Genomic DNA, 16703 nt, shown 5'->3' on the forward strand with positions numbered 1-16703 from the left:
GATGTCGCACTCCCCCGCCGGCAGCGGCCTGGAGATCCCGCAGGAGGAACTGCGCGCCCTGTTGCGCCGGTCCGCCGACTGGGCCGCCGACCACCTCGCCGCCGTGCCGGAAGGGCCCGTACGGCCGCATTTCCCGGAGGAGCAGGCCCGGTTGCTCGAGTCCGGCGCGCTCGACGAGGCGCCGCGCAGCCCCGAGGCCGTGGTCGACGACATCCTGGATCTGATCGCGCCGTACCCGCTGGGCAACGGCCACCCGGCCTTCTTCGGCTGGGTGATCAGCCCGCCGGCCCCGATCGGCATCGCGGCCGACCTGATCGCCTCGGCCGTCAACGCCAATGTGGGCGTGGGCGACCACGCCCTGAGCCGCCTGGAGCGCGGCGCGCTGCGCCAGGTGCGCGGCCTGCTCGGACTCTCCCCCGCCGGCGAGGGCGTGCTGACCAGCGGCGGCTCCATGGCCAACCTGCTCTGCCTGACGGCCGCACTCCGCTCCGTACTGCCGGCCGAGGACGCGCCGGGCGCCCTGACCGCGCGCGAGTACGTCTTCTACCAGAGCAGCGAGACGCACGCCTGCGTCGCCCGCGCCGTCCGCATGCTCGGCGGCACCCTGCGGACCATCCCCGTCGGCCCCGATCTCGCCCTGGACACCGACGAGTTGAGGACGGCGATCGAGAAGGACCGGGCCGACGGGCTGCGGCCCGCAGTTGTCGCCTCCACGCTCGGCACGGTCGGCACCGGCGCCGTCGACGACCTGGTCACGATCGGCGCGATCTGCGCGGAGTACGGCCTGTGGCACCACGGCGACGGCTCGTACGGCGCCCTGTGGTCCGCCGTCCCGCGGGCCCGCGCGCTCTTCGCGGGCATGGACACGCTGGACTCGGTCACCGTCGACCCGCACAAGTCGCTCAACGTGCCCATCGACTGCGGGGTCGCGCTGATGCGCGGCCAGGGCCTGCGGGCGGCGTTCTCGATGCTGCCGACGTATCTGCACCACGACGACGACCGGCCCTGGCTCAACGAGTACAGCGTGGAGCTGACCCGCTCGGGCAACCGTGTCCTCAAACTGTGGTCGGTCCTGCGCATGCTGGGCCGCCGCGGCGTCATCGGCCTCCTGGAGCACCACCTGGACGTCGCCCGCCACCTCGCCGCCAGCGTCACGGCCCATCCGTCGATGCGCCTGGTCGCGGACGCGAAGCTGTCGACGGTCTGCTTCGTGTACGAGGGCTGCGACAGCAAGGAGCTCGCCCGGCGGGTGACCGCCGCGGGCCGCGCCCTGATCGCGACGGTGGACATCCCCGGCCCCGACGGCCCGTTGACGGCGCTGCGCGCCTGCCTGTGCAACTACCGCACCACCACGGAGCACGTCGACGTCCTCGTGTCCGAGATCGAACGGGCCGCCGCATCGCTCGCGGCCGAATCGAAGTAGCGCCATCGAAGTAGCGCCGAAGAAACGTTGCCCCACCCTCGTCCCTACTGAGCCCGAACGTGAACCCACCCGACAGATCGGATAAGCATCAAAATATGCATACGTAGAAGCGCATGTCATCACCAAAACGACCCTCACGCCTGGCCATGGTGTCGACGCACCACCAACCCCGACGCAGTTCCCCAGCCGTGGAGGTTGTCCCATGCACGACCCGTTCGACGTGGCCCGGATCCTGTCCCCCGGCACACCTGCCCGCCCCCTGCCCCCGACCGCCGACACGCCCCCGCCCCCGCCGCACACCGCAACCTCCGACAGCCCCCCGGCCACGGCCCAGCACCCCGCCCCCACCGACGGCAGCCCCCACCACGCGGGCTGACACCGACGGCTCCGGGCCGGCACCACTGCGGTGCCGGCCCGGAGCCGTATGGGAGACGGTTCTTGACGGCTTCTTCATCAGTTCTTCAACGGCCCGCGCCTACCTTCGCAGCCTGCCGCCGCCCGGTGAAGGGCCGGGCGGGGCGGTGTGGCGTGAAGGAGCCGGTTGATGCGCGTACGGCGATGGGGGCGGACGACGGTGGTGGCGGTGGCCCTGGCGGCGGCCGTGACCGGGTGTTCCGGGGGCTCGGGGGACGGGGCGGGCGAGGAGGTCGCCCAGGTGTCGGAGGGCAAGCCCTCGGCCGAGTCCTCGGCGCAGCAGATCGAGTCGGAGCTCGAGGAGTACGTCGGGGGGATGCGCGAGTGGGTGGCCTGCATGCGCGCGGCCGGGGTCGATCTGCCCGATCCCGATGCCAAGGGCCAGGTCGAGATCGACATCCCGCCCAAGGAGTGGAAGAGCGACCCGAAGTACACGGGCGCGCAGAAGAACTGCTCCGACCAGCACCCCCCACTGCCCGAGACCCTCGAGAAGTCGTTGCAGCCCGAGCCCACCAAGGAGGAGGTGGCCAAGCGCCGCGCGTACGCCTCCTGCATGCAGGAGAACGGCGCACCCGATTTCCCCGACGTGGGCGATGACGGCTACTTCGTCGAGGAGAACTGGGACCAGGCCTCCGCGGGCGCGAAGCGGGCTGCCCGGACGTGCGACAAGTCCGTGTACGGAGTCGACAACTCCACCGTCGTTCCGAAGGGCTGAGCGGCGGTGGAGAAGACGAAGCGCAGGCGCGGCCCGCTCTGGATAGGCATCGGCGTCGTCCTCGTCGCCACCGCCAGCGGTGTCGGGGCGCTCGGCCTCGGCGGGGGCGGAGGCGGCGAGGGGGAAGCCGCGGCACAGCAGCGCACCGGCAGAACGGTCGCCGTGACCCGCGCCACGCTCACCGACCAGGCCGAGCTGGAAGGGAACTTGGGGCACGGCCCTGAGGTGCCCTTCCTCGTGAAGGCCGCGGGCACGGTGACCTGGCTGCCCGAGACCGGCACCGAGGTGAAGCGCGGGCAGGCCGTGCTGCGGGTCGACGACAAGCCGGTCGTGTTGATGTACGGGGCCTTGCCGGTGTACCGGGAGCTCGGCGTCGTACCTCCGCGGGAAACCCGTGGCGCGGACGGCGATACGCGCAGCGACGGGGGCGATACGGACACCGGCGGTACCGAAGCAAGCGGTACCGCAGAGGGCGGTACCGAAGCCGGTGGCAGCACCGGTGCACCCGCGGGCAGGCAGGCCCCTGCCACCCCCCTGCGCGGCATGGACGTCAAGCAGTTCGAGAGCAACCTCGCCGCCCTCGGTTACACCGGCTTCACGGTCGACGACACCTACTCCGAGCTGACCGCACGGGCCGTGAAGGAGTGGCAGGAGGACCTCGGTCTGCCGCGGACCGGGCGGGTGGGCGTCGGGGACATCCTCTACGCACCGGGCGCCGTCCGGATCTCCGGCAGCTCGGTGCGCGTCGGGGCGGAGGCCGCGGGCACACCGGTCAGCTATACGAGCACCAAGCGCATGGTGACCGTCGCCGCCTCCGCCGCCGAGACCGGCTGGGCGCGCCGGGGCACCGCGGTGCACGTCGAACTGCCCGACGGACGCACGGTCCGCGGCGAGGTGGGCGCGGTGGGCAAGGACGCGACCGCGCCGGACGGCGGGGGCGGCGAGGCGAGCGGCGGCGCGGAGGAGGGCGGCGGCAAGTCCGCGGCCGAGGTCTCCGTCACGATCACCTTCGCCGCGCAGAAGGAACTCGGCCGGCTCCAGTCGGGCCCGGTCACCGTCCGCTACGTCGTGAAGGAGCGCGAGAAGGTGCTCGCTGTGCCCGTGGCCGCCTTGGTCGCACTCGCGGAAGGCGGGTACGGACTCGAACGCGCCGACGGGCGCGGCTTCGTGGCGGTCGAGACCGGCCTCTTCGCCGGCGGCAAGGTCGAGGTGAGCGGACCCGGCGTGCGCGAAGGCATGAAGGTGAGGATCCCGGAGTGAGGAGGCAACGCCGCAACCACCGCCGCAACTCCCTTGAAACGCCCCCGGGTTCCCCGCGCGGCGCCACCGGCCCCGTGGTCCGCTTCGAGTCCGTCACCAAGACCTACCCGGGCCGCGTCACCGCCCTCGACCACACCGACCTGGTCATCGAACACGGTGAACTGGCCTGCGTGGTCGGCCACTCCGGCTCCGGCAAGTCAACGATGCTGCACCTCATGGGCACGCTCGACCGGCCCTCCAGCGGCCGCGTCACGGTCGCCGGTCACGCCGTCGACGAGCTCTCCGACCGCGAGGTCTCCGCGCTGCGGGCTCAGCACATCGGCTTCGTGTTCCAGCAGTTCCACCTCGCGGTCGGTGTCCGGGTCCTCGACACCGTGGCGGACGGACTGCTGTACGCGGGCGTGCCGTTGAAGGAGCGGCGGCGCCGGGCGGAGGCGGCGCTGGAACGGGTCGGGCTCGGGCACCGGCTCGGCCATCTCCCGCACCAGCTCTCCGGCGGAGAACGCCAGCGCGCCGCCGTCGCCCGCGCCGTGGTCGGCGAGCCGGCGCTGCTGCTCGCCGACGAGCCGACCGGCAACCTCGACTCGGCCTCCGGCGCCGCCGTAGTGCAGTTGCTCCACGAGCTGCACGCGGCCGGCACCACGGTCGTCGTCATCACCCACGACCGCGACATGGCCCGGTCCTTCGACCGGCGGGTGGAGCTGCGCGACGGCCGGATCGTGGCGGACACCCGCCCGCCGTCCGCCGTCGCGCACCAGCCCCCGGCCGACACCCAGGAGCTCCTCCGATGACCCTCCGCCCCGCCCGCCTCACCCCCGCGGACCTGTTCCGCCTCGGCAGTACGGGCCTGCGCACCCGCCCGCTGCGGGTCTTCCTCTCCGCCCTGGGCATCGCCATCGGTGTCGCCGCCATGGTGGCGGTCGTGGGGATCTCCAGCTCCAGCCGGGCCGAAGTGGACCGGCGCCTGGACGAGTTGGGCACCAACCTGCTCCGGGTCGCCCCGGGCGAGACCGCGGGCGGCGACCTGACCCGGCTGCCGAAGGAGGCGGTGCCGATGATCGAGCGCGTCGGCCCGGTCGAGCAGGCCGCCGCCATCGGCGTCCTGCCCGACGCCCGCGTCTACCGCAACGAGCACATCCCCGCGGGCCGTTCCGGCAGCATCCAGGTCGCGGCCGCGGACGCCGGGCTGCTCACGGCCCTCGGCGCCGAGGTGCGCACGGGCCGCTGGCTGCCGGCGGCCACCACGGAGTACCCGGCCGTCGTCCTCGGCGCCAAGGCCGCCCAGCGCCTCGACGTGCACGAGCCGGGGCAGCGGCTGTGGCTGGGCGGCAGGTGGTTCGCCCTGGTCGGTGTGCTGCGCCCGGTGCCGCTGGCACCGGAGATCGACACCTCCGCGCTGATCGGCTGGCAGGCGGCCACCACGTACCAGCGCTTCGACGGGCACGCCTCCACCGTCTACGTACGGGCCCGCGAGGACCGGGTCCAGGCGGTACGGGACGTCCTGGCGGCGACCGCCAACCCGGCGCGGCCCGGCGGGGTCGCCGTGTCCCGGCCCTCCGACGCGCTGGCCGCCCGGGAGGCCGCCGAGTCGGCGCTGACCGGGCTGCTGCTCGGCCTCGGCGGGGTGGCGCTCCTGGTCGGCGGCGTGGGCGTCGGCAACACCATGGTCATCTCCGTCCTGGAACGCCGTCCCGAGATCGGCCTGCGCCGCGCGCTCGGCGCCACCAGCGGCCAGATCCGCGGCCAGTTCGTCGCCGAGTCCCTGCTCCTGTCGGCGCTCGGCGGCCTCGGCGGCACGTTCCTCGGCACGGCGATCACCGGCGGATACGCATCCGTGCGCGGCTGGCCCACCGCCGTGCCGCTGTGGGCGGCGGCGGCCGGAATCGCCGTGACGCTGGTGATCGGGGCGGTCGCCGGTCTCTATCCGGCGGTACGGGCCGGCCGCCTCGCACCCACGCAGGCGCTGGCGGGACCGTAGCGGAGGTTAAGTTGCCCACCAAGACAGGAGACGTACGTACCCAGGGAGAGGAGACCCGTGAGCGCCCGCATCCTGGTCGCCGAGGACGACATCAAGCAGGCCCGGCTGATCCGGATCTACCTGGAGCGCGAGGGCCACGAGGTGCAGGTGGTCGCCGACGGCCGCTCCGCCCTGGAGCGGGCCCGCAGCACGCGGCCCGACCTGATCGTGCTCGACGTGATGATGCCGCAGGTCGACGGCCTGGACGTGACCCGCATCCTGCGCACCGAGTCCGAGGTGCCGATCCTGCTGCTCACCGCCCGCGCCACCGAGGAGGACATGCTGCTCGGCCTGGACCTGGGCGCGGACGACTACCTCACCAAGCCGTACAGCCCGCGCGAACTGACCGCCAGGGTGCGGGCGCTGCTGCGCCGGACCAAGCCCTCCTCGGCCGCGCCGGCCGTGCTGCGGGTGGGCGATCTGGAGATCGACACCGCACGCTTCGAGGTGCGGGTGGCCGGGGAGCCCGTGGTCCTCACGGGCAAGGAGTTCGAGATCCTCGGCACCCTGGCCCAGGAGCCCGGCCGGGTGTTCACACGGGCGCAGATCATCGACCGTGTCTTCGGCTTCGACCGGAACGTACTGGAGCGGACGGTGGACGCCCACGTGATGAACCTGCGCAAGAAGCTGGGCACCACGGCGTACGTGGAGACGGTGTACGGCCGCGGCTACCGGATCTCGGACGGGACGGCAGGCTCGTGACCGCACCCTTCCCGAACAGCCCTGCCGGCGAGGCTTCCCGATGAGCTTCCGCCTGCGCGCCCTCGCCCTGCTCATGCTCGTGGCCCTGACGGCCACGGCCGCGACCGCCTGGCTCACGCTGCGCCAGGTCAACCGCCAGGTCCGCGACTCCGTGGCCGCCGGCCAGCAGGAGGAGACCCGGATCACCGGGGAGCTGCGGCAGTACGGCTGGACGCACGGCACCTGGCACGGTGTCTCCGCGACGGTCGCCGCACTGGCCCGCGACACCGGACAGCGGATCCGGGTGGCCACGGAGGACGGCGCGCTCCTCGCGGACTCCGACGCGCTGGCGGGCCGCGACCCCCGGCCGGTGAGCAGCCGCGCGCCGCTGTCCGTGGACGCGCGACCCCGCCTGGAGCTGCCCGCGGACGTACGGCCGCAGTCCTGGCCCAAGCTCACGTCGAGCGCGATCCTCAACTACCGTGCCGGCACCCCGTACGCGGCCTGTCTCACGGCGGCCGGTATCGGCGTCACGGCCGTGCCCGGCAAGCTGGGGATGCCCGAGGTCACCGCGAACGGGAAGGCGCCGGGCTGCCGGCGGGTCTGGAACGAGAACCCCTCGCTCGTCGCGGCGGACGTCGCCGCCCTCGAACCCTGCGCGAAGGATCCGCACCCCCAGACCTGTCTCCAGCGGGTCTTCGACGAGCGGATCGCCGACACCGCGCCGCCCCGGCTCCAGATCAGCCTGGGCGTCCGCGACCAGGCGCCGCCCACGCTGAACGTCGCCCCGACCGTGGCCGTCGCCGCGGGCGTCGCACTCGCCGCGATCCTAGGCGCACTGCTGCTCAGCCGGGCCGTGCTGCGCCCGATCCGGGCGATGACGGCCGCCGCCCGCCGGCTCGGCGAGGGCGATCTCGGCCAGCGGGTCCCCGTCTCCGGCCGGGACGAGATCGCCGAACTCGGCCGTGCCTTCAACCGGATGGCAGGATCCATCCAGTCCGGCGAGGAGAGCCAGCGCCGTCTCACCGGGGACATCGCACACGAGCTGCGTACCCCGTTGGCCAACCTGCGGGGCTATCTGGAGGCGCTACGGGACGGCGTGGTCGAGCCCACACCGGAACTCCTCGACTCCCTGCACGAGGAGGCGATGCTCCAGCAGCGCATCGTCGACGACCTCCAGGACCTGGCCCTCGCCGAGGCGGGCGCGCTCACGTACCACCGCTCGGGGGTGGAACTGGCCGAACTCCTCGAAAGCTGCCGCGCGGCCCACGCGGCCCAGGCAACCACCGCCGGCATCACCCTGCGGGCCGAAATCGATGGCAGGGCAACGGTCTTCGCCGACGCGGACCGCCTGCGCCAGGCCCTCGGCAACCTCGTCGGCAACGCCCTGCGCCACACCCCGCCCGGCGGCACGGTGACGCTCCGCCTCGTCCCGCACGGCGAGCTGGCCACCCTCCAGGTCCAGGACACGGGCTCGGGCATCCCGCCCGAACACCTCCCGCACCTCTTCGACCGCTTCTGGCGCGCGGACGCGGCCCGCGGCCGGGACACCGGCGGCAGCGGCCTCGGCCTGTCGATCACCCGCCAGATCCTCACCGACCACCGGGCCACGATCGACGTGCAGAGCACGGTGGGCGAGGGCACGACGTTCACCATCGTGCTGGCGACGGTGTGAGGGCACCGGTTGCGGTCGGCCGTACGCGTCCGCCCGGGCCGACCCGTACCCGTCAGCCGGACGCCACCGGCAGCACATCCGGCGACAACGCCCCGGCCCGCGCCGCCGCAGCCGTCATCCGGCGCCGGTGGTGGCGCCGGCACAGCACCTCGTAACCGACCTCCTCCGGCGAGCGGTTCACATCGCCGACCACGACCTGCTCGCCGTCCACGACCATCTCGCCGCCCACCGTCCGCGCGTTGTGCGTGGCCCGCGCCCCGCACCAGCACATCGCCTCGACCTGAAGGGTCTCTATGCGGTCGGCCAGCTCGATCAGGCGCTGCGAGCCGGGGAACAGCTTCGTGCGGAAGTCCGTCGTGATCCCGAAGGCGAAGACATCAAGCTCCAAGTCGTCCACGATCCGGGCCAGTTGGTCGATCTGCTCCGGCGCGAGGAACTGCGCCTCGTCCACGATCACGTAGTCCACCTTGCCGCCCTGCGACAGCTCGGCCACCACGTGCGCGTACAGATCGAAGCCCGCCCCGGCCTCCACCGCGTCCGTCACCAGACCGAGCCGGGAGGACAGCTTGCCCTCGCCGGCGCGGTCGTCGCGCGTGAAGATCATGCCCTGGAGACCGCGGGCCGAGCGGTTGTGCTCGATCTGGAGAGCGAGTGTGCTCTTTCCGCAGTCCATCGTTCCGGAGAAGAACACCAGCTCGGGCATGGGGGGTTGAGCGCCTTTCACGTAAAGGGGAGGGAGGGGAAGAAGGGGAACGGGTGTTACGAGCGGACCTGGAGGAGCGGGACCAGTTGCTCGACCGGGGTCATCGAGCCGTGGTTGCCCGTCATCAGGGACTCCTTCGGCTCGCGCTCCGTCGCGATGATCAGGACGTCGTCGCGGGCCGCGGCGATGACGTCGCCGAGCCGGTCGTGGACGCGCGGGTCGTACGTGTCCGGCGGGCCGAACCAGCCGGCCGCGAGGGCCTCGGCGCGCGAGGCCACCCAGAACTGCTCGCCGAGCACCTCGCGCCAGCAGGCCAGGACGTCGGCCTCGGCGCCGGGCACGGCGTACACATGGCGGGCGCGGCCCTCGCCGCCGAGCAGGGCGACGCCGGCGCGCAGCTCCCAGTCGTGGTCGAAGTCGATCCGGTGCTCCTCGTCGAAGGGGACGTCGAGCATGCCGTGGTCGGCGGTGACGTAGAGGGCGCTGCGCGGCGGGAGCTGTTCGGCCAGGCGCTGCACGAGCCGGTCCACGTACATCAGCTGGCCGCGCCAGGCGTCGGAGTCCACGCCGTAGCGGTGGCCCTTGCCGTCGACCTCCGCGTAGTACGTGTAGACCAACGACCGGTCGCCGGCGGCCAGTTGTTCGGCCGCGAGGTCCATGCGGTCCTCGCCGGACAGGCGCCCGTGGAAGGTGCCGCCGCTCAGGGCGATCTTCGTCAGCGGGGTGTTCTGGAAGTGCGGCGAGGAGACCTGCGCGGTGTGCACCCCGGCATCGTCGGCGAGCTGGAAGACCGTCGGGTACGGCTGCCAGACGCGCGGGGAGGTCCAGGGGGTCCAGCGCAGCTGGTTCATCAGCTCGCCGGTCTCGGGGTTGCGCACCGTGTAGCCGGGCAGGCCGTGGTTGCACGGCGGCAGACCCGTGCCGACCGAGGCGAGCGAGGTCGCGGTGGTGGCCGGGAAGCCGACGGTGATCGGGCTGCCGGTGCCGCCGCGCGAGCTCGCGATGAGGGAGGTCAGATACGGGGCCTCGTCGGGGTGGGCGAGCAGCTGCTGCCAGCCGAGGCCGTCGATGAGGAAGACGCAGTTGCGGTCGGCGGGCTCCAGCTCGGCGATCCGCGCCTCGAAACCGGGGACCTCCATGCCGGCCGCGAGGGTCGGCAGCAGATCCGCGAGCGAGCCGCTGCCGTACGCGGGGACGGGGGCGCTCTCGACCGGGAGGATCTCCGGCTCCTGCCAGGCGGGCTCGGCCATCAGCGCTGCGTGGCCGCGGTCGCCTCGGACAGCGCCTGCGCGAAGGCCAGCGTCTGGCGCACGGTCTCCGGGCCGTCGCCGGCCTCGCTGACGCGCAGGCTCAGGTCGTCGGCCGTCGAGTTGCCCGTGTAGCCGTGGTCCGCCTCGCAGTTGGGGTCGCCGCAGGCGGCGGGCTCCAGGTCGATGCGGGAGACGGCGCCCCAGCCGATGGTCAGCAGGACCTCGCGGGGCAGGGTGCCGGGCTGGTACTTCTCAGGGTTGGCGACGACGCGGCTGACCACGACGGAGGAGATGCGGCCGAGCTTCACGGACTCCGTGGACGTGGTCGCGTACGGCGTCGGCGAGCTGTTGTCGGCGGCCTGCTCGTCGGTGTGGCTGACGATGAAGCGCGTGCCGGTCAGGACGAGGACCGTGACATGGCGGCGCACCTCGTTGGCGTCGAAGGTGGTCTCCTGGTGCACGAGGTACGAGACGATCGGCTCCCCGCCGACGGCGGCCTCCACCGCCTCGGCCACAAGGGCCGGGTAATAGCCACTGCGCTCGATCGCCGCGCGCAGGCCCTGGGTCGTCGTACCGGTCTTCGCCATGGGGTCATCCTACGGGGGTGAGGTGACAGGGGTGACCGGGCTGGGGCAGGGAATGCGGGCGGTCGGTTCACTCCCGGTGTGAGCGCACCGTCACCTCCTGTGAGCCCGCCCTACCCCACCCACCCACCTGCGCACTCAGTACACCGGCAGCGTCCGCGGCCCGAGATCGTCGCGGACCGGCGGCGGAGCCAGCCGCACCCGGGCGCTCAGCACATACGCCCCCTCGTGCGCGACGATCACCGGCTCCAGGTCGACCGTGACCACCTGGGGGTGGTCGTCGAGCAGCCGGGACAGCCGCTGGATCAGCTCCTCCAGGGCCGCCGTGTCCACCGGGTCCGAGCCGCGCCAGCCGAAGAGCAGCGGCGCGGTCCTGATCGAACGGATCAGCGTGCCCGCGTCACGGTCCGTGACCGGGATCAGACGGTGGGCGGTGTCCCCGAGCAGCTGCGAGGGCGCTCCGGCGAGTCCGAAGGACATGACCGCGCCGACCCCGGGGTCCACGGAGGCCCGTACGAGGGTGTCCACTCCCCTGGGCACCATGCGCTGCACGACCAGCCGCGACTCCTCGCCCTTGCCGTACATGCTGGTCAATTCGGCGTATGCAGTGCGCAGTTGCTCCTCGTTCGCGAGGTCGAGGCGCACGGCACCGAGGTCGGGGCGGTGCCGCAGGTGGGGGGCCGTGGCCTTGAGGGCCACGGGGTATCCCATGCGCGCGGCGGCCTCGACGGTGGCGGACTCGTCGGTCGCGGCCAGCGATCCGGTCACTTCGATGCCGTAGAGCGCGAGGAGCCGGGCCGCGTCCGGGGCGGCGAGCTCGAAGCCGCCGGGCTCCGTGTGGGCGCGTCCGGCCGCCTCGATCAGTTCGTCCGCGGCCTGCTCGTCGATCCGTTCGAGCTCGGGCACCTTGCCGGGCTCGGTGGCCTCGCGCCGCCACTGCGCGTAGGCCCAGGCCTCACCGAGGGCGCGGGCGGCCCGCTCGGCGGCGGGGTAGGCGGGGATGGCCCAGGTCTCGCGCCCCGGTTCCTCACCGGCCTGCTCCGCCGCGCCCGACTCCGCACCCGAGCCCGACTCCGCACCCGAGCCCGCCGACGGCCCCGCCGCCCGGCCCCTCGCCTCCGAGGCGGACGCCGCCCACGCTGCGGCGGCCGCGACCGCGGCACCGACCCCGCCCGTCACCGCCGACGGACCGGCCTCCCGCACGGAATCACCGGCCGCTTCCGGCGCAGCCCCCGCCTCCCCGGACGCCCCCGCACCCTCCGCACGCCCGGGCGCCGTCCGCGTAGCCGCCGACAGCGCCTCCGCCAGACCGCCCAGCTCCACCGCCACGACCACCACCGGCTTCGCCGGGCCCGCGGCCGTGGCCTCGCGCAGGGCCGTGGCGAGGGCCTCGCGTCCGGCGGCTCCGTCGCCACCCTCCCGTACCCACGGAATCGCCGTGATCACCACGGCGTCGCAGGTCTCGTCCGCGAGGGCACGCGCCAGGGCGGCCCGGAAGTCCGCGGGGGTGGCGGAGGTGGTCAGGTCCAGGGGGCGCTGCGGGCGCAGGCCCTGGGCCAGGCAGGCGTCGTACGTGAGCAGGCCGAGCGATTCGGAGTTGCCGAGGATGCCCACGCGCGGCCCGGCCGGCAGCGGCTGGCCGGCGAGCAGCAGGCCCACGTCGACCAGCTCGGTGACGGTGTCGACCCGGATGACCCCGGCCTGGCGGAGCAGCGCCGAGACGGTGGCGTGCGGCAGGCGGGTGCCCGGCACGGCGTGGCCCGCAGGCGCGACCCCGCCGTGCCGTGCGCCCTGCACCACGACCAGCGGCTTGGCCAGGGCGGTGCGGCGGGCGAGGCGGGTGAACTTGCGCGGGTTGCCGATCGACTCCAGGTACATGAGGACGACGTCGGTGCGCGGGTCGTCGTACCAGTACTGAAGGACGTCGTTGCCCGAGACGTCCGAGCGGTTGCCGGCGCTGACGAAGGAGGAGAGTCCGGCGCCGCGCCGGTGCAGTCCGGCGAGCAGCGCGATGCCGATGCCACCCGACTGGGTGAAGAGCCCGATCCGGCCCGCGGCGGGCAGTTCGGGCGCGAGGGAGGCGTTGAGGCGCAGCTCGGGTGCGGTGTTCAGGACACCGAACGCGTTCGGGCCGATCAGGCGCATGCCGTACGAGCGGGTGAGGCGCACCAACTCCCGCTGCCGCTCGCGCCCTTCGGGCCCGGACTCGGCGTACCCGGCGGACAGGACGACGAGTCCGCGGACGCCCTTCTCGCCGCACTCGGCGACGACGGCGGGCACCCGCTCGGCCGGTACGGCGATCACGGCGAGGTCGACGGGCTCCTCGACCGCCCGTACGGAGGTGACGGCGGGCACGCCCTCGATCTCCCCGGTCCCGGTGCCGAAGGAGGCGTTCACCGCGTACACCCGCCCGGTGAACCCGCCGCGGACCAGGTCCTGGAGGACCGTCCGGCCGACTCCGCCGGGCTGCCGGCCCACCCCGATCACGGCGACGGACGCGGGTTCGAGGATGCGCTGCACGGAGCGGGCCTCGGCGCGCTGTTCGCGGGCGCGCTGCACGGCGAGCGAGGCCTCGGTGGGTTCGAGGTCGAACTCCAGGCGGACGACGCCGTCCTCGAAGCTGCGCTTCTGGGTGTAGCCGGCGTCCGTGAACACCTTGATCATCTTGTTGTTGTTGGGCAGCACCTCGGCGGCGAAGCGCCGGATGCCCCGCTCGCGGGCGACGGCCGCGATGTGTTCCAGCAGCGCGGAGGCCACGCCCCTGCCCTGGTGGGCGTCCTGCACGAGGAAGGCGACCTCGGCCTCGTCGGCGTCCCCGGACGCGGGCCGCCCGTGCTCGTCGATCCGGTCGTAGCGCACCGTCGCGATGAACTCCCCGCCCACGGTGACCGCGAGTCCCACCCGGTCCACGTAGTCGTGGTGCGTGAAGCGGTGCACGTCCTTGTCGGACAGGCGCGGGTAGGGCGCGAAGAAGCGGTAGTACTTCGACTCGTCCGAGACCTGCTCGTAGAAGCTGACGAGGCGCCCGGCGTCCTCGGTGGTGATGGGCCTGATCCGGGCGGTGCCGCCGTCGCGCAGCACGATGTCGGCCTCCCAGTGCGCGGGATACGCGTAGGGCGCGTCCCCGGCGGACGCGTCCCGCGCGTCCTGAGCGGCGTTCGGCTGCGGCATCGGCTCCGGCGGCTGCTGCATGGGGCCAGGGTACGGGTCGCGCGCCCGCCGGGAGCGTTGCAGTCTAGGAGGACCTCGGGCCTGGGTCCGGGTGTCCCCGGGCTCCCGGTCCGGGTGGCCTGGGGCGTCAGGCCCTAGGTCGGACGGGCTGCGGACCAATGTCCTGCAGGACCATCCACCGCAGCATGAGAGACTGGTCTAGACAAGGCTTGAGTGAAATCTGAAGGGCAGCATCACATGGCTGAGCGCCGCGTCAACGTCGGTTGGGCCGAGGGCCTCCACGCCCGTCCCGCCTCCATCTTCGTCCGTGCGGCCACGGCCGCCGGTGTCCCCGTGACGATCGCCAAGGCGGACGGCAACCCCGTCAACGCGGCCTCGATGCTCGCGGTGCTCGGCCTGGGCGCCCAGGGCGGCGAAGAGGTCGTGCTCGCTTCCGAGGCCGAGGGCGCGGACGCCGCGCTCGACCGCCTGGCGAAGCTGGTCGCCGAGGGTCTCGAGGAGCTCCCCGAGACGGTCTGACCCGTCGGGATTTCCCGCACCGAGCCGCTGCCACCGATCCGGTGGCAGCGGCTCGGTCGTTTACGGGGGCCATTTCCCGAACCCACTGCCCGCCGCCCGCTTTTCACTCCGTAAGGCTCCGTACCGCTCCGCACGGTCTCCGTACCGTAAATCCCGGAAGCGAAATAGCGTGCGGGCATACGAAATAGACCCCCGCCGAATTCACCTCTTTGTATACGGCCCGCTTGTTAAGCGCGCCCGCCCGCCATGTTTACGCGATGTTGCGAACCGCTCACACGGGCCGTCGGCGTCTGGCCTCTCAACCGGTGGGCGCGGGCGGCCCGTTCGGCGTGCTGAGCGGTGAGCAGCCGGGCGCGCTCGGCGTCGCCGCGGGCCACGGCGTCGACGATCGCGCCGTGTTCGGCCCAGGACTCGGAGGGCCGCTCCGGTGACTCCACCGCGTACATCCACGCGATCTTGTGCCGGAGCTGGGTGAGCAGCGTGATCAGGTTGGGGCTGCCGGAGGCCTGGGCGAGGGTCTCGTGGAACCAGCCGCCGAGGCTGCGCAGATCCTCGCTGGGACCGCGCCTTGCGCGCTCCTGCCCCAGCCTGACCAGGCCGCGGAGCACCTTGAGGTGGGCCTCGGTGCGGCGCTGGGCGGCGCGTGCGGCGCCGAGCGGTTCGAGCAGCAGCCGCACTTCGAGGAGGTCGGCTGCCTCCTGCGCGGTGGGCTCGGCGACGTGGGCGCCGGCATGGCGGCGGGTGACGACGAAGCCCTCGGCCTCCAGGGTGCGCAGAGCCTCGCGGACGGGGACGCGCGAGACGCCGTAACGGCGGGCGAGCACTTCCTCGGTGAGCCGGCTGCCGCGCCGGAACACCCCGGAGACGATGTCGTCCCTAATGGCCGTGCATACCGACTGCGCGGGAATGCGCATGTTGTGACCACCGCCCTGATGCCCGCAAGTTACTTCCCTGTCAGGGACTCTATTGCAGGATCTCTCAATTTCCCGAAGGGTGGCGGGAATTCATGGGGTTGCATTCCGGACGCGACGCGCGTCCCGCGCTCATGTCCGACGGTCATGCCGGCGGTCATGTCCGGCTGTCACGTCCGGCGGAAAACACCGAAGACCCCGGCGCGTGCCGGGGTCTTCGGGTGAGCGGTGGGGCCGGGACGCCTGGCCCGGGTGGGTCAGATGCTGACGCCGTGCGAGCGCAGGTACGCGACCGGGTCGATGTCCGAGCCGTAGTCGGGCGAGGTGCGGGCCTCGAAGTGCAGGTGCGGTCCGGTGACGTTGCCGGTCGCGCCGGAGAGGCCTATCTGCTGGCCGGGGGTGACCTGCTGGCCGACGGTCACCGTGATGGACGAGAGGTGGCCGTACTGCGTGTACGTGCCGTCGTTCATCTTGATCACGACGTTGTTGCCGTACGCACCGCCCCAGCCGGCCTCGACGACGGTACCCATGCCGACCGAGCGGACGGAGGTGCCGGAGGCGGCGTGGAAGTCGATGCCCGTGTGGCTGCCGGAGGACCAGACGGCGCCGCCAGCCTTGTAGGCGGTGGAGACGTAGCTGCCGGCGATCGGGGCGATGAAGGTGTTGAGGCGCTTGCGCTCGGCCTCGCGCGCGGCGCGCTCCTTGGCCTCGCGCTCCGCCTTGGCCTTCGCCTCGGCCTTGCGCTTGGCCTCGGCCTCGGCCTTCTCCTCGGCGGCGGCGCGCTCGGCGGCCTCCTCCTGGGCGGCGGCCTGGGCGTCGATGCGCTCGGTGAGGGTGTCACCGATGGACACGGCCTTGGTGAGGGTGCCGGTGTCCTCGGGGGCGGTCTTCGCGTCGGCGGCGAAGGCGGTGGAGCCGAGCGAGCCGATCACGCCGGTGGTGGTGAGGGCGGCGACGCCCGCGATGCTCGCCGTCCGGCGGGTGAGCGCGCTGGGACGACGGTGCTTCCCGGTGGCACGGGAGAAAGCCATGGAGCGGCGGTGTCCTTTCCTTCCTTCTCGCCTACCGGGTTAGCTGACGGGTTCGGAGCAGGAAGGTCTCCTACGGGGGTCCGCCTCGCGACGGGCTCCCGATTCACCCCAGGGACTGCGTGTGGGTCCCCGGCTCCCCAGGCTCGCGCCTGACGGGGACTCGGCGATGGCTGCCCGTTGCCGCGGGTGCGGCGTACAGCGGACGAACAGCCGGACCGACGCTAAGCGGGACATCTTTCAATCAACAAACGGAACCGGCCTTTTGTAGCGCATGCCACAGGGCAGACCCTCAACCCCCCTATCAATTCGGACATACAGGGGTATCTACGGAAAACAGGGACCCCGGATG

The 16703-nt window shown here is 72.9% G+C and carries 15 protein-coding genes and 1 riboswitch; of the genes, 9 read left to right on the plus strand and 6 right to left on the minus strand.

Features of this window, described 5'->3' with window-relative positions; translation table 11 throughout:
* Window position 1: 1 nt before the first annotated feature.
* The 8 genes from BLT97_RS17760 (at window position 2) to BLT97_RS17790 (ending at window position 8185) form a co-directional block, all read left to right on the plus strand.
* On the plus strand, window positions 2-1423 hold the full coding sequence (locus tag BLT97_RS17760; RefSeq protein ID WP_107407024.1) for a pyridoxal phosphate-dependent decarboxylase family protein: 1422 nt from the start codon (window positions 2-4) through the stop codon (window positions 1421-1423).
* A 202-nt stretch (window positions 1424-1625) separates the two neighbouring features.
* A complete protein-coding gene (locus BLT97_RS37890) occupies window positions 1626-1799 on the plus strand; it encodes a hypothetical protein (RefSeq protein ID WP_176953804.1) in 174 nt (57 codons plus the stop codon).
* Between the two features lie 168 nt (window positions 1800-1967).
* Entirely contained in the window at window positions 1968-2552 is a 585-nt protein-coding gene (locus BLT97_RS17765; protein ID WP_093611278.1) for a hypothetical protein, read from the plus strand.
* A gap of 6 nt (window positions 2553-2558) precedes the next feature.
* Window positions 2559-3812, plus strand: a complete 1254-nt coding sequence (locus tag BLT97_RS17770; protein WP_093611280.1) for a peptidoglycan-binding protein — start codon at window positions 2559-2561, stop codon at window positions 3810-3812.
* A 74-nt stretch (window positions 3813-3886) separates the two neighbouring features.
* Entirely contained in the window at window positions 3887-4603 is a 717-nt protein-coding gene (locus BLT97_RS17775; RefSeq protein ID WP_093611282.1) for an ABC transporter ATP-binding protein, read from the plus strand.
* A complete protein-coding gene (locus BLT97_RS17780; protein WP_093611284.1) occupies window positions 4600-5790 on the plus strand; it encodes an ABC transporter permease in 1191 nt (396 codons plus the stop codon). Before BLT97_RS17775 ends, BLT97_RS17780 begins: the two co-directional genes overlap by 4 nt.
* Before the next feature lie 57 nt (window positions 5791-5847).
* The gene (locus BLT97_RS17785) at window positions 5848-6531 is read left to right on the plus strand and encodes a response regulator transcription factor (RefSeq protein WP_093611286.1); all 684 of its coding nucleotides are present in this window, start codon (window positions 5848-5850) and stop codon (window positions 6529-6531) included.
* A gap of 40 nt (window positions 6532-6571) precedes the next feature.
* Complete coding sequence (locus BLT97_RS17790) at window positions 6572-8185, plus strand: sensor histidine kinase (RefSeq protein WP_093611288.1); 1614 nt, start codon at window positions 6572-6574, stop codon at window positions 8183-8185.
* 52 nt (window positions 8186-8237) lie between these two features.
* Here BLT97_RS17790 and BLT97_RS17795 read toward each other — a convergent pair whose 3' ends face one another.
* The 4 genes from BLT97_RS17795 to BLT97_RS17810 all read right to left on the minus strand — a co-directional run bounded on the left by BLT97_RS17795 (window position 8238) and on the right by BLT97_RS17810 (window position 13893).
* Window positions 8238-8888 carry a thymidine kinase gene (locus BLT97_RS17795; RefSeq protein WP_093611290.1) on the minus strand — a complete coding sequence of 217 codons (651 nt, stop codon included), beginning with the start codon at window positions 8886-8888 and terminating at the stop codon, window positions 8238-8240.
* A gap of 56 nt (window positions 8889-8944) precedes the next feature.
* Window positions 8945-10138: an alkaline phosphatase family protein gene (locus BLT97_RS17800; protein WP_093611292.1), complete on the minus strand. Its 1194-nt coding sequence runs from the start codon at window positions 10136-10138 to the stop codon at window positions 8945-8947.
* A complete protein-coding gene (locus tag BLT97_RS17805) occupies window positions 10138-10725 on the minus strand; it encodes a DUF5998 family protein (RefSeq protein WP_093611294.1) in 588 nt (195 codons plus the stop codon). Before BLT97_RS17805 ends, BLT97_RS17800 begins: the two co-directional genes overlap by 1 nt.
* 135 nt (window positions 10726-10860) lie before the next feature.
* A complete protein-coding gene (locus tag BLT97_RS17810) occupies window positions 10861-13893 on the minus strand; it encodes a bifunctional acetate--CoA ligase family protein/GNAT family N-acetyltransferase (RefSeq protein WP_245769396.1) in 3033 nt (1010 codons plus the stop codon).
* A 237-nt stretch (window positions 13894-14130) separates the two neighbouring features.
* Here BLT97_RS17810 and BLT97_RS17815 point away from each other — a divergent pair, with 237 nt between their 5' ends.
* The gene (locus BLT97_RS17815; protein WP_093611298.1) at window positions 14131-14412 is read left to right on the plus strand and encodes an HPr family phosphocarrier protein; all 282 of its coding nucleotides are present in this window, start codon (window positions 14131-14133) and stop codon (window positions 14410-14412) included.
* Between the two features lie 227 nt (window positions 14413-14639).
* Here BLT97_RS17815 and BLT97_RS17820 read toward each other — a convergent pair whose 3' ends face one another.
* Window positions 14640-15326 carry a GntR family transcriptional regulator gene (locus BLT97_RS17820; protein ID WP_093611300.1) on the minus strand — a complete coding sequence of 229 codons (687 nt, stop codon included), beginning with the start codon at window positions 15324-15326 and terminating at the stop codon, window positions 14640-14642.
* A 254-nt stretch (window positions 15327-15580) separates the two neighbouring features.
* The gene (locus BLT97_RS17825; RefSeq protein ID WP_093611302.1) at window positions 15581-16354 is read right to left on the minus strand and encodes a M23 family metallopeptidase; all 774 of its coding nucleotides are present in this window, start codon (window positions 16352-16354) and stop codon (window positions 15581-15583) included.
* Window positions 16355-16368: 14 nt separating this feature from the next.
* A riboswitch (cyclic di-AMP (ydaO/yuaA leader) is annotated at window positions 16369-16530 on the minus strand.
* Between the last annotated feature and the right edge of the window lie 173 nt (window positions 16531-16703).

Origin of the sequence: Streptomyces indicus (assembly GCF_900100315.1) — a bacterium.
GTDB lineage: Bacteria > Actinomycetota > Actinomycetes > Streptomycetales > Streptomycetaceae > Streptomyces > Streptomyces indicus.